Here is a 12,388-nt window from a genome sequence, read left to right on the forward strand (position 1 = left end):
ACCGCCGTCAACGCCGGGTGCCGCGGGTCACGGGCGTCCCGTCGCCCGCAGGAGCAGGATGGGGGCGGATCGGGGGACGGATCGCACGTGAGGAGACCGATGGACGACGAGAGCGACGTCCGGGTGGACGAGGACCCCGACCGCGGGGAGTTCGTACTGCGCGTCGACGGCGTCGAGGCCGGTCACGTCTCCGTGCGCCGCCGTCGGGGCCACGAGACCCCGGGCGCGATCGTGCTGATCCACACCGAGGTCGACGAGGCCTACGGCGGGCGCGGCCTGGCCGGTCGCCTCGTGCAGGCGGTCTTCGACGCCGCCCGCGCCGAGGGGGTCGCCGTCGTCCCCCGCTGTCCCTACGCACAGCGCTGGCTGCGCACCCACCGCGAGTACCTCGCCGACGTGCCGCCGGACGACCGGCGCTCGCTCGGCCTGGACGCACCGACCGAGGAGGCGTCGTGAGCGACGGCGAGAACGGCCCCGAGATCGACCCGCACGCGCAGCCCTCCGGCACGGGCTGCGTGGAGTGCGACGCGACGGGCGGGTGGTGGTTCCACCTGCGCCGCTGCGCCGCCTGCGGGCACATCGGCTGCTGCGACTCCTCGCCCGGACAGCACGCCACCCACCACGCCCGCGACGCCGGGCACCCGATCCTCACGAGCTTCGAGCCCGGCGAGGACTGGTTCTTCGACGACCGCGACGGGACGGTGTCCCACGGCCCGGTCCTCGCCGGCCCGCGGCACCATCCCGCCGACCAGGGCACCCCGGGCCCGACCGACCGCGTGCCGCGGGACTGGCAGCGGCAACTGCATTGAGCCGGGGAGCTATCCCGTGGGGCCGAAGCGCTCCACGCGGATGCTGCCCTCGGGCTGGCCTGCGTCGACGAGCAGTGTCTCCATGGCGCCGGTGAAGCGCGCGGAGCCGCAGAGGTAGACCGTGGCGGCCGAGTCGACCAGCTCCGCGATCGCCGCCGCGTCGAGGCGCCCGGCGTGCTCGCCCGGTTCGCGGGTGAGCGCGATCCGGGCGCCGGCGGCCTCGAGCTCGTCGGCGTAGGGCAGGCGCGCCCGGGTGGTGGCGCTGACCGCGAGCCGCAGCCGTTCCGGGTGCCCGAGACCGATGGCGTGGCGCAGCATCCCGACCAGCGGGGCCACCCCGCTACCGCCGCCGATGGCGACGGCGGGGGTGCGCCCGCTCCAGACGAACCAGCGCCCGATGGGTCCGCGGACCTCGAGCTCGTCGCCGGGTTCGACGACGTCGGCGAGGTAGCCCGACACCTCGCCGTCCTCGATGCGCTCGACGAACAGCTCGATGAGGTCGTCGGCGGGCGGGGACGCCACCGAGTACGACCGCTGCGCGGTGTAGCCGTCGGGGGCGCGCAGGCGCACCACGTAGTGCTGGCCGGGGTGGTGCTGGACGCGCTCGGGCACCGCGAGGCGCAGCACCACGGCGTCGACGGCCGGGTGGGCGACCTCGACGACCCGCGCGTCGCGCCACTTCGCGGCCGCGCGCCGGTCGTTCGGCCCGCCCGCGTGGTCCTCGGGCGCGCCGAACTGGTCGTCAGTCCCCGTCGAAGCGCTGCTCACGCCAGGGATCGCCTCGCTCGTGATAGCCGTTCACCTCCCAGAAACCGGGCTCGTCGTGGTCCAGCAACGTGATCTTCGAGATCCACTTCGCGGACTTCCAGAAGTACAGGTGCGGCACCAGCATCCGCACCGGCCCCCCGTGCTCGCGGGTCAACGGCTTGCCCTCGTGCTCCCACACCAGCCACGCCTTGCCGCCCCGCACGTCGTCGATCGGCAGGTTGGTCGTGTAACCGGTCGTCGAGGTCTCCACCACGAACGTCGCCTCCGGGCGCACCCCGACCGCGTCGAACAGGGTGTCCAGCGAGATGCCGGTGAAGTTCGTGTCGAGCTTCGACCACGTCGTCACGCAGTGGATGTCACCGGCGTACACCGACGGCGGCAGCAACCGCAGCTCGCGCAGCGACCAGGTCGTCGGGGTGTCGACCAGACCGTCGACGGTGACGCTCCACTTCTCGGCGTCCACCCGCGGCGTGGCCTCGGCTGTGAGCACCGGCCACCCTGCCCCGACGTCGTACTGCCCGGGTGGCAGGCGCGGATCGCGCTCCTTGCGCCGTCCCAGGAAACCGCGGGTGGTCGCCACGCTCATCACTCCGTCTCACGTGCGTTCCGGCCAGGACGGGCCGCGTCGCCCTCCGTCGACACTAGCCAGTACGGAGCCCTCGGAGGTGCCCGCGAACGGCCCAGCGCGAGCGTGACCCCGATGACGCCCCGTACTGGACGCGTCACGCCGGCAGGGACCACGATGAGGTCCGGGCCCCGACGCGAGGCGGCGTCGACCGATCGACGTGCCCGTCCGCGGCCCGCCGAGAGGACTGATATGCGCTCGATCGAGACCGTGACCCTGGACGACGCCCGCCGCGTCGTCGCCGCCGGTGAGCAGGAGGCAGCGAGCCAGGGCCAGCCGATGAACATCGCCGTGGTCGACGCGGGCGGCGTCCTCGTGACGCACATCCGCCAGGACGGCGCCTGGATCGGCAGCGTCGACGTCGCGATCAACAAGGCGTTCAGCGCCCGCGCGTTCGACGTCTCCACCCAGGGGCTCAGCGAGAACGCCCAGCCCGGGGGCCAGTTCTACGGCATCCAGGACTCGAACCACGGCCGCATCATGATCTTCGCGGGCGGCGTCCCGCTGATGTCCGGCGACGCCGTCGTCGGTGCCGTGGGCGTCAGCGGGGGCACCGGCGAGCAGGACCAGGCCGTGGCCACCGCGGCGGCCGCCGCGCTGTAGGCGCCTATCGGACCCCGGCGGGCTCGGGCGTCGGTGGGGGCACCGGCCCCCGGCCCGCGCCGCTGGTCGGGCACGCGACGGCGTGGTCGGCGGCGACCGCCACGCGCAGGTCGGGCAGCCCGGAGAGCGAGAGCGTCACCTCCTGCCCCGCGACGACCTCGCCGACCCCGGCGGGCGTGCCGGTGGTGAGGACGTCGCCGGGACGCAGGGGGTACGCCGAGGACGCGTAGGCCACGAGGGCGGCGACGCTCCAGATGAGGTCGCGGGTGCTGGCGCGCTGGCGCACGTGCCCGTCGACGGCGCAGACGAGGTCGACGTCGTCCGCGTCGACCTCGTCGGCGGTCACCAGCCAGGGGCCGAGCGGGGTGAAGGTCGCGAACGACTTGCGCAGCGAGCGGTCCTCGCCGCCGCGCATGGTGATGTCGAGGCAGCCGGTGTAGCCCAGGACGTGGTCGAGCGCGTCGGCCTCCGCCACGTGGCGGGCCTCGCGCCCGATGACCACCGCCAGCTCGCCCTCATGGTCGAAGCGCCGGTCGGTGTAGGGCAACTGCACGGTGCCTCCGTGGGCCAGCACCGACGCCGGCGCCTTGAGGAACACGCCCAGCGCGCCGACGTGGCTGGTCTGGCTCATCTCGACCATGTGGTCGTGGTAGTTCACGGGCGCGGCGAGGACCGTGCCCGGGTCCGGGACGACGGGCGCGAGCGCCAGGTCGCGCAGGGCCAGCGTCGGCCCGTCGTCCGGGGTCAGCGAGCCGCGCAGCGCGTCCCACGCCCCGGCCAGGGCGCGCATCGGGCTGAGGCCGGCGGCGTCGGTGTGCGCGCGGACCAGGTCGGTGAGGTCGGTGACGGTCGTGGCGTCCGGGTCCGCCGGGTCGCCGTCGACCAGGCCGAGGCGGTCGCCCCCGTCGGGGGTCGTGAACGAGACGAGTCGCATTCGGGAGCTCCTAGGGCTGGGGGTCGACGACGACGTGGCGGTCGAGCCGCAGCGCCTCGAGGACGGGGGCGTCGGAGAGCACGAAGACGTCGGCGGGCTCCCCGTCGTCAGGCCCCGAGTCATCAGCACGGTGGTCCACCGCCGTCCACGACGGGACGGTGATCATGTCGCCGGGGCCCCAGGCAAAGGTCTCGCCGTCCACCGTCGTGGTCCCGCGCCCCGAGAACGCGACGCGCACCGACGAGCCGACGGTGCGGGTGGTCGCGGTGCGGGCGCCGGGGCGCAGGCGCTCCATGCGGCAGCGCATGGTCGCCAGCACGTCCCGCCCGGTCGCGGGGTCGGTGAACGTGACCCCGACGCTCGGCGCGTCCGGTCGGTGCGCGGCGAGGTCGGTCAGGGCCGCGTCGGTGTGGGCGCGCCGGTACACCGACAGCGGCGAGCGCCCGGCGGGGGCGGGCACGCCGTCGGGCCGCAGCCCGGGGTGGCCGTGCAGGGACTCCCCCGGCGAGCGGGCGGGGGCGGCGGTGTTCGGGACCGCGTCGTCGCCGGTCTCGAAGAACACGGCGTCGAGGGCGGCCACCATCGGCAGGTCGAGCCCGTCGAACCAGATCATGGTGCCGTCGCCGGGGTTGTGGTGCTCGTGCCAGGTGCCGCCCGGGGTGAGCACGAGGTCGCCGGGACTCATCGGACACGGGTCGCCGTCCACCGAGGTCCACACGCCCTCGCCCTGCAGCACGAACCGCACCGCACCCGGGCTGTGCCGGTGGGCAGGCGCGGTCTCCCGCGGTCCGAGGAACTGCACCGCGGCCCACAGGGTGGACGTCGCGAACGGCAGCCCACCCAGCCCCGGGTTGGCCAGCGCGAGCACGCGCCGCTCGCCGCCGCGCTCGATGGGGATGAGGTCGCCCGAGCGGTGCGCCAGCGCCGCCAGGGTCTCCCACGGCCACCGGTGCGCCCGGGTGCCGCCGCGGGGCGACGGGGTCATGAGGTCGCGGGTCTGGGTCCACAGCGGCTGCAGCCCGGCCGCGGCGACGTCGCCGTAGAACCGTTCGAGGGCAGCGGTCTCGTTCTCGAGGATGCGGGTCATCGGATCTCCCGGGGATCGGCGGGTCAGGACGCGACGTCGAGCGGGCGCCCGATGCCCTGCTCGGCCACGGCGGTGAGCAGCGAGGCCCGGCGCAGCCACACGCGGGCGGCGTCGGGGTCGCCGGCGGTGGCGCGCAGCGCGGCCTGGTTCTGGGCGCGCACCGCCGGGTCGCGCTCGGCCATCATCTGCGTGTTGCGGTGGGTGTCCGCGCGGACGTAGTCCAGGGCGACGCCACGACGCACGGCGTCGTAGGCCGCCAGCTCGGCGGCGACGTCGCCGTCCGCGCCCGCGGCGCGCACCAGGCGGCGGGAGAGGTCGACGGCGTCGTGGATCCCGGAGTTCAGGCCCATACCGCCCATCGGCGAGTTGATGTGCGCGGCGTCGCCCGCGAGCACCACCCGGCCCTCATGGAAGCGGTCGGCGACGCGCTGGTGCACGGCGTAGATCTGGTGGTCGAGGATGCCGTAGTCCCGTCCGATGTCGGCGAAGCCGCGCAGGCGCCGCTGCATGGCGGCCGGGGCGAGCGCCTCGGCGGAGTCCTCCTGCGGCGGGATCGGGAAGAGCACCCGCCACGACTCCGGGGTCCGCAGGACGAACACGAACTCCTCGGGGTCGGAGATGTAGCTGACCTCGGCCAGGTCGGCGTGGACGTCGCCCACCTCGGCGCGCAGGTCCTCGGCCACGGAGATGATGAGGAACCGCTGGGGGTAGGTGACGCCCTCGAACGCGGCGCCGAGCAGCTTGCGCACCGCCGAGCCCGCGCCGTCCGCCCCGACGACCAGCGCCGCCCGGTGCTCGGTGCCGTCCTCCGTGGTGAGCGTGGCCCCGGCGTCGTCCTGCGCCAGGCCCGCCACCGGCGACCCGAAGTGCCGCGGGACCCCGAGCTCGCCGAGGCGGCGCAGCAGGATCTCCACGAGGCGCTGCTGGTTGAGCTGCAGCCGGAAGGGGAAGCGCGTCTCGTCGGCCAGCAGGCCCAGGTCGAAGGCCGCGACGAGGCCGGTGCGGCGGTCGCGGTAGTGGTAGCGCGGGACGCGGAGGCCGCGCTCGAGCATCTCCTCGGCGACGAGCCCGCCGTCGATGCCCGCGAGCAGCTCCATCGTCGCCGCGTGGAAGGTCGAGGCGCGCCAGTCGGTGCGGTTGACGGTGTCGGCCTCGAGGACCCGCACCGGCAGGCCGGCGTCGGCCAGCGACCAGGCGGTGACGAGCCCGACCGGGCCCGCCCCGACGACGGTGACCGGGCGGTCGGCGGACGCGGCGAGCGACATCAGGCGGTCGGTCCTCTCTGACGAGCAGTGCGGTGCCCCGGACGCTAGGAGCGGTGACCGCTCGGCGGAACGAATGGTGAGATGTGTTCTGTGGAGCGGAACACCGAGGGTCCGGGGGCCGGCGACGCGCCCCTCCCGGCCTACGCCATCGAGTCGGTGGACAAGGCGCTGCAGATCCTGGTGATGCTGCGCGAGCGTCGGCGGGTGCGCGTGGTCGACGTGGGCGAGGAGCTCGGCGTCGCCCGCTCCACCGCGCACCGGCTGCTCGCGACGCTCGCCCACCGGGGCTTCGTGGTGCGCGATCCCCACGACCGCAGCTACCGGGGCGGGCCGGAGCTGCTCGGGCTCGGGGCGGTCGGCGAGGTCGACCTGCGCGCCGCGGCGGGCGAGCACGTCCGGGCGCTGTCGGCCCGGCTGCGCGAGACAATCAACCTCATGGTGCTCGAGGGCGCGTCGTGCCGGTTCCTCGACGGCGTGGCCGGCGAGCGGCCCCTCGGCACCCGGGTGCGCACCGGCGCCGTGCTCCCCGCGCACATCGTCTCCGGCGGCAAGGCGCTGCTGGCCGAGCTGCCGCCACGCGAGGTGGAGGCGCTGTTCGGCGCGTCGCTGCGCCGGGTCACACCGCACACGATCGTCGACACCGCCGACCTCCAGGCCGAGCTCGCGGCCATCCGGGAGCGCGGCTACGCGGTCAACCGCGAGGAGAGCGAGCCGGGCCTGTCCGCCGTGGCCGTCGTGGTCCGGTCGGGCCCCCGCGCGGTCGGTGCCCTCGCGGTCTCGGCACCCACCCAGCGACTGGACGACACCGGGCTGGCGGTGGCCCTCGAGGCCCTCCGGGCCACCGCCGACACCATCGGCACCGAGCTTGGCTGAGGGTCGGCCGAGGGGTCGGCCGAGGGCCCTCAGGCGCTGACCGCGTCGTCCTCGGCCGGGCGTGTGGTCGCTGCGGGACGGCCGGCGCCCGACTCGCCGGTGGAGCGAGCGGCGAGCCGCCAGACGGCCACGCCGGAGATCAGCGACAGCACGCCGATGTAGGCGGCGATGGCCTGCGAGGTGCCGGTGGCGGCGAGGATCGTCGCCGCGATCAGCGGCGTGACGCCGCCGCCGAGCACCGCGCCGAACTGGTAGGCCAGCGACGCCCCGGAGTAGCGCACCGCGGTGGGGAACGCCCCGGACACGATGATCGCCTGGACCGCGGCGAGCATCCCGAGCACCAGGCCCATGAGCAGCATGGCGACGGCCACGGCCGGCGTGGCGCCGGTGTCGATCAGCCCGAACACCGCGAACGGCACGACGATCCCGAGGCCCGAGGCGAGCAGGAAGATGCGGACGGGGCCGACCCGGTCGCACAGCGCCCCCGCGATGATCGTGACCACGAGGTAGAGGGCCGAGCCGCCGATGATGGTCAGCAGCATCGTCTGCTGGGGGATGCGCACGGTGCCGGTGCCGTAGGAGAGCAGGTACACCGAGAGCAGGTAGCCGAACGACGACGGCGCGAGCGTGATGCCCATGCCGAGCACGACGTTGCCGGGGCTGGTGCGCAGCACCTCGAGCACGGGCAGGCGGCGCACCCCCTGCGTCCGCTGGGTCGCGCGGAACTCGGGGCTCTCGGTGAGGCGCAGGCGGATCACCAGGGCGACGACGACGAGCAGGGCGCTGAGCAGGAACGGGATGCGCCAGCCCCAGGCGGCGAAGCCCTCGCGGCCGAACGCCAGCGTCGTCACGAGGAAGACCACGAGCGCCGAGAGCGACCCGGCGGGCAGGCCCATCTGCGGGAACGACGAGAACCAGCCGCGGCGTCCCGGCGGGGCGTGCTCCATCGCCATGAGGACCGCGCCGCCCCACTCCCCGCCGACCCCGAGGCCCTGTACGAAGCGCAGCAGCACGAGCAGGATCGGGGCGGCCACGCCGATCGCGGCGTAGTTGGGCAGCACCGCGATGAGGAAGGTGCCGACGCCCATGAGCAGCAGCGCGGCGACGAGCGTCTGCTTGCGGCCGAGCCGGTCGCCGAAGTGACCGAAGACGATCCCGCCGATCGGCCGGGCGATGAACCCGACGGCGAAGGTGCCGAAGGCGGCGAGCGTGGCGGCGGCCGGCGAGAACGTCGGGAAGAACTGCGGGGCGAAGATCAGCGCGGCGGCCGCGCCGTAGATGTTGAAGTCGTACCACTCGATCGCGGTGCCGACGAACGTCGCGCGGGCGACGCGGCGGGCGTGGGCGGGCGTGATGTCGCCCGCGTCGTCGCGGGACGGGGCTGTCGGCACGAGGACTCCCTGTGGTGGAACGGGATTGGTGGAACGGGGGCGGCGGAACGGGGGTGGCGGGGACGCTAGGGGCGGGCGCGCAGGGTGCGACGCGTCACGCGTGACCGTTCTGCTGACCAGAACGGCGGGCGTGGAACACGTACTCGGCGAGGTCGGGCTCGCGGACCATCCGCCAGTAGTCGATGAGCGTGAACGGCCAGACCTGGGACACCCGTCCGGTCGCGTTGCGGTACCAGCTGTTGACGCTCGAGGCGCCCCACGCCATGCGCGCGCTGCCGGCGTCGACGCGGGCGTTGTAGGCGTCGTGGGCCTCGCGCCGGACCTCGACGGCCGCCGCGTCGCGCTCCAGGAGCGCGCGCAGGAGGCCGAGGACGTGGTGCACCGCGATCTCGGAGAACAGCAGGATGCTCCCGTTGATCACCAGGCCGGTGTTCGGCCCGAAGACGCAGAACAGGTTGGGGAACCCCGGCACGTGCACGCCCAGGTGGGCGCGCGCGTCGCCGGCCCACTGCGCGTGCAGGTCGCGGCCCCCGCGGCCCCGCACGGTGATCGGCGCGAGGAAGTCCGAGGCGTGGAACCCGGTGGCGTAGACGATGACGTCGACCTCGTGCTCGGCGCCGTCGGCCGTCCGGATACCGGTGGGGGTGATCTCGGTGAGGCCCTCGGTGACCAGCGCGACGTGCTCGCGGTGCAGCGCCGCGGCCCACACCCCGTTGTCGCGCATCATCCGCTTGGCGCCGGGCGGGTAGTCGGGCACGACCTTGGCCAGCAGGTCGGGGCGGTCGCCGAAGCGGGCCTCCAGGTTGGCCACGAGCGCCTGGCGCAGCGCCTCGTTGCGCTCCGACACCGACACCGGGTGCTCCCAGTCCGGGTCGACCTCCATGAACGGGCGGCGCCCGTCGACCGCTGTCCAGAACTGCAGGAACCGCAGCCAGCGCGGGTAGTGCGGTAGCGCCGTCGCCAGCGCGCGGGCCGGGGCGGGGATGGCCTCGTGGTAGGTCGGGGTCGGAGCCATCCACGGCGGCGTGCGCTGGAAGACCGTCAGGGACGCGACGCGGTCCACGATCGACGGCACCACCTGGTAGGCGCTCGCCCCGGTGCCCACGACCGCGACCCGCTTCCCCGTGAGGTCGACGTCGTGGCGCCAGCGCGCGGTGTGGAACGCGGGCCCGGCGAACGTGTCGCGGCCCGGGACCTCGGGGAGCTTCGGGCGGTTGAGCTGCCCGGTCGCGCTGATGACGGCGTCGGCCTCGAGGACGAGGGTGCTGTCCCCGGGGCCGCGGGCGGTGACCGTCCACCGCCCGGTGCCCTCGTCGTACACCGCCGCGGTGACCTCGTGGCCGAAGCGGACGCACCGACGCAGGTCGAACCCGTCGGCGATGTCGCGGAAGTACGTGTGGATCTCGTCGCGGACCGAGAACTGGTCGGGCCAGTCGGGGCGCTGGGCGAACGAGAGACTGTAGGCGAAGTTGGCGGTGTCCAGGCGCGCGCCGGGGTAGCCGTTCTCCAGCCACACGCCGCCGACGTCGTCGTTGCGCTCGAGGACGGTCACCCCGATCCCGGCCTGGGTGAGGCGGTGGGCCGTCGCCAGCCCCGACATCCCCGCGCCGATGACGACGACGTCCAGGGTGCGGCCCGGGGCGACCTCGTCGACGGTCCACCCGGGGGCGCCGACGTCCTCGGGCAGGCCGAGCTCGTGGGCCATCAGCGGCAGGTACTCGTCGCCGACGTCGCCCGCGACGAAGCGCATGAGGCGGCGCAGGGTCGCGGTGTCGGGCTCGGGCGCGGGCACCGCACCGGCGTCCCGGAACGCCCGCAGCGCCGCCAGCGCCAGCGTCCGTGCCCGCGCGAGGACCTCGGGCGACATCCCGCCCTGCGGCTCGACGCGGTCGGGCAGCAGCCGCAGCGGGGGGCGCAGCGCGTCGTCGACGAGTCCGAGGTCCCCGGTCAGGTGCGCCAGGGCGGGCAGGAGTGCCGGCATCTCCGCGGTCTCCACCGCCGCGACGAGCGCCGCGTCGTCGGCGAGGAGCGCGCGCAGCCCGGCGTCCGGGTCGGTCGTGGTCGCCGTCGGGGTCGCCATGCGCTGCCTTTCCGCTGGACACGCCGCCGGTCCGGCGGCGTCCCCACAGTGCGGCCGGGCGCCCGGCGTGGGGAAATGGCGAAGAGGACGACGGTGATTCCGCGCGGGAATGACCGTGGTCACCCGTGGCGCGGCCGCGCCGCCCGTGCTGGGATCGCGGCGCGGTCCCCACCATGGAGGTGCCCGTGGAGCTGCGTCACCTGCGCTCCTTCGTCGTGGTGGCCGAGGAGCTGCACTTCGGGCGTGCCGCCGCGCGCCTGTTCGTGGTGCAGCCGGCGCTGAGCAAGCAGATCGCCGCCCTGGAGCGCGAGCTCGACGTCGTGCTGCTCCGGCGCGACCGCCACGGGGTCGCCCTGACCACCGCCGGCCGGGCCCTGCTCGACGACGCGCGCCGCGTGCTCGGGCAGGCCGACGCCGCGGTCGAGCGCGCCCAGGCCGCGGGCCGCGGCACCACCGGCACGCTGCGCGTCGGGTTCATCGCCCCGGTGCTCTACGACCTGCTGCCCGCGCTGCTGCGCCCGTTCCGCGCCCGCTACCCCGACGTGCGGCTCGTGCTGCAGGAGATGCACAACCGCGAGGCCGTCGACGGCGTGCTCGGCGGCCGCGTGCAGGTCGCGTTCGTCCGGACCCCGCTGCCCCCGGAACCGGACCTGCGGGTGCGCCCGGTGCGCAGCGAGCCGCTCGTCGTGGCCGTGCCCGCCGGGGGCGACCTCGATACGGGCGGACCGCTGGGCGTCGCGGACCTCGCCGACGAGGACCTCGTCCTCATCGGCCGCGCCCAGGAGCCCGAGCTCCACGACTCCTACCTCGCGCTCTGCGCCGCCCACGGCTTCCGCCCGCGCGTCGCCCACGAGGTCGACCGCACCCACGTGGCCGTGGGCCTCGTCGCCTGCGGGCTGGGGGTGGCGCTGGTCCCGCAGTCCGCGCGGCGGGCCGCCCACCCCGACGTCGCCTACCGGCCGCTGGCGGAGCCCTCCGCGCGCCTCACGGTCGGGGTCGCGTGGCGCGACTCCGCCGACACGGCCGACACCGTGCTGGCGAACTTCCTCGCGCTGTGCCCGACCGCGGAGAGCGACCCGCAGCCGGCCGCGTGACGGTCGCTCACTGCGGGACGTGGCGGCGCAGCGGCGGCTCGGCGCCCTCGGCGACGGCGACGCGCGTCCGGGCGGCGTGCGCGATCCACGCCGGGTCGCTGGACGCCACGAACAGCCCGTCACGCACCGCGGCGAGGGCGGCGTCGGCGGCCACCGACGGGTCCGCGCCGCCGGTGATGCCGCGGGCGAGCATGTCGGAGGTCGCTGCGGCGACGGCGTCGTCGCGGGCCGGCGGGCGCGGGCCGAGTCGGTCGGGCCAGTGGTTGCGCGCGTTGAACGCAGTCGCCACGGCGCCGGGGCACAGGACGGTCACCCCGACCGCGCTCCCCGATCCCGCGAGGTCCCGGTGCAGCGACTCCGCCAGCCCCAGCAGCGCGTGCTTCGTCGCGGCGTAGGGCGCCATCGCGGCGCCCGCCGACCAGGACGCGATCGACCCGGTGACCAGCACGTGGCCCCGGTCGCGGGCGACCATCCCCGGCACCGCCGCGTGCAGCAGGTGCACCACGCCCCACAGGTTGACGTCGACCACCCAGCGCCAGTCCTCGAGCGGGGTCTCCCACAGCCGCGCCGGGTGCCCGGGCACGCCGGCGTTGGCGGCCACGAGATCCACGCGGCCGTGGCGCTCCTCGGTGTCGGCCACGACGCGGGCGACGGCCCCGGCGTCGGTGACGTCGAGCGCCGCAACGCTCGCGGAGCCCCCCGCCGCGAGCACCGCGTCGCGGGCCGCGTCCAGCGCCGGGGCGTCCCGGTCGGTGAGGACCACGTGCACGCCGCACCGCCCGAGGGCCTCGGCGAGGGCCCGGCCGATCCCGCTCGCGGCGCCCGTCACGATCGCGACGTCGCCCGTCTGCAGCTCCAT

At 75.3% G+C, this 12,388-nt stretch carries 13 protein-coding genes; 5 read left to right on the forward strand and 8 right to left on the reverse strand.

The genetic code is table 11. The annotated features are described in order from the left end of the window. The first annotated feature begins 99 nt into the window (after positions 1-99). Together OG774_RS14225 and OG774_RS14230 are read left to right on the forward strand one after the other, a co-directional pair. Complete coding sequence (locus OG774_RS14225) at positions 100-456, forward strand: GNAT family N-acetyltransferase (protein ID WP_328310463.1); 357 nt, start codon at positions 100-102, stop codon at positions 454-456. Further along, positions 453-809, forward strand: a complete 357-nt coding sequence (locus OG774_RS14230; RefSeq protein ID WP_328310465.1) for a UBP-type zinc finger domain-containing protein — start codon at positions 453-455, stop codon at positions 807-809. The genes OG774_RS14225 and OG774_RS14230 overlap by 4 nt, the downstream gene beginning before the upstream one ends. Positions 810-818: 9 nt before the next feature. Here OG774_RS14230 and OG774_RS14235 read toward each other — a convergent pair whose 3' ends face one another. Together OG774_RS14235 and OG774_RS14240 are read right to left on the reverse strand one after the other, a co-directional pair. Beyond that, entirely contained in the window at positions 819-1,577 is a 759-nt protein-coding gene (locus tag OG774_RS14235; protein ID WP_328310467.1) for an FAD-binding oxidoreductase, read from the reverse strand. Further along, complete coding sequence (locus tag OG774_RS14240; RefSeq protein WP_328310470.1) at positions 1,552-2,163, reverse strand: sulfite oxidase-like oxidoreductase; 612 nt, start codon at positions 2,161-2,163, stop codon at positions 1,552-1,554. Before OG774_RS14240 ends, OG774_RS14235 begins: the two co-directional genes overlap by 26 nt. Positions 2,164-2,394: 231 nt before the next feature. Here OG774_RS14240 and OG774_RS14245 point away from each other — a divergent pair, with 231 nt between their 5' ends. Continuing rightward, a complete protein-coding gene (locus tag OG774_RS14245; RefSeq protein WP_328310472.1) occupies positions 2,395-2,805 on the forward strand; it encodes a GlcG/HbpS family heme-binding protein in 411 nt (136 codons plus the stop codon). Positions 2,806-2,809: 4 nt separating this feature from the next. Here OG774_RS14245 and OG774_RS14250 read toward each other — a convergent pair whose 3' ends face one another. From OG774_RS14250 to OG774_RS14260, 3 genes are read right to left on the reverse strand one after another with little or no spacing between them, the layout of a single operon-like run. Next, on the reverse strand, positions 2,810-3,739 hold the full coding sequence (locus OG774_RS14250; protein WP_328310474.1) for a fumarylacetoacetate hydrolase family protein: 930 nt from the start codon (positions 3,737-3,739) through the stop codon (positions 2,810-2,812). 10 nt (positions 3,740-3,749) lie between these two features. Beyond that, positions 3,750-4,826, reverse strand: coding sequence for a cupin domain-containing protein (locus OG774_RS14255; RefSeq protein WP_328310476.1), 1,077 nt, complete (start codon positions 4,824-4,826; stop codon positions 3,750-3,752). 23 nt (positions 4,827-4,849) lie between these two features. Next, positions 4,850-6,091, reverse strand: coding sequence for an FAD-dependent oxidoreductase (locus OG774_RS14260; RefSeq protein WP_328310477.1), 1,242 nt, complete (start codon positions 6,089-6,091; stop codon positions 4,850-4,852). A 90-nt stretch (positions 6,092-6,181) separates the two neighbouring features. Between OG774_RS14260 and OG774_RS14265 the strand changes: the two genes are divergently transcribed. Beyond that, positions 6,182-6,964, forward strand: a complete 783-nt coding sequence (locus OG774_RS14265; protein WP_328310478.1) for an IclR family transcriptional regulator — start codon at positions 6,182-6,184, stop codon at positions 6,962-6,964. A gap of 29 nt (positions 6,965-6,993) precedes the next feature. On the opposite strand, the gene OG774_RS14270 is transcribed toward OG774_RS14265, so the two are convergent. Both OG774_RS14270 and OG774_RS14275 read right to left on the reverse strand, forming a co-directional pair. Then, on the reverse strand, positions 6,994-8,355 hold the full coding sequence (locus OG774_RS14270) for an MFS transporter (protein ID WP_328310480.1): 1,362 nt from the start codon (positions 8,353-8,355) through the stop codon (positions 6,994-6,996). A 94-nt stretch (positions 8,356-8,449) separates the two neighbouring features. Then, positions 8,450-10,435: a flavin-containing monooxygenase gene (locus OG774_RS14275; protein ID WP_328310481.1), complete on the reverse strand. Its 1,986-nt coding sequence runs from the start codon at positions 10,433-10,435 to the stop codon at positions 8,450-8,452. 173 nt (positions 10,436-10,608) lie between these two features. On the opposite strand from OG774_RS14275, the gene OG774_RS14280 reads away from it, so the two are divergent. Next, positions 10,609-11,529 (forward strand): LysR family transcriptional regulator, encoded by a 921-nt coding sequence (locus OG774_RS14280; protein WP_328310482.1) that lies wholly within the window; start codon positions 10,609-10,611, stop codon positions 11,527-11,529. Positions 11,530-11,536: 7 nt separating this feature from the next. Here the strand turns inward: OG774_RS14280 and OG774_RS14285 are convergent, their stop codons facing one another. Beyond that, positions 11,537-12,388, reverse strand: coding sequence for an SDR family NAD(P)-dependent oxidoreductase (locus OG774_RS14285; RefSeq protein WP_328310484.1), 852 nt, complete (start codon positions 12,386-12,388; stop codon positions 11,537-11,539).

Source organism: Actinomycetospora sp. NBC_00405 (genome assembly GCF_036044095.1).
Classification (GTDB): domain Bacteria; phylum Actinomycetota; class Actinomycetes; order Mycobacteriales; family Pseudonocardiaceae; genus Actinomycetospora; species Actinomycetospora callitridis.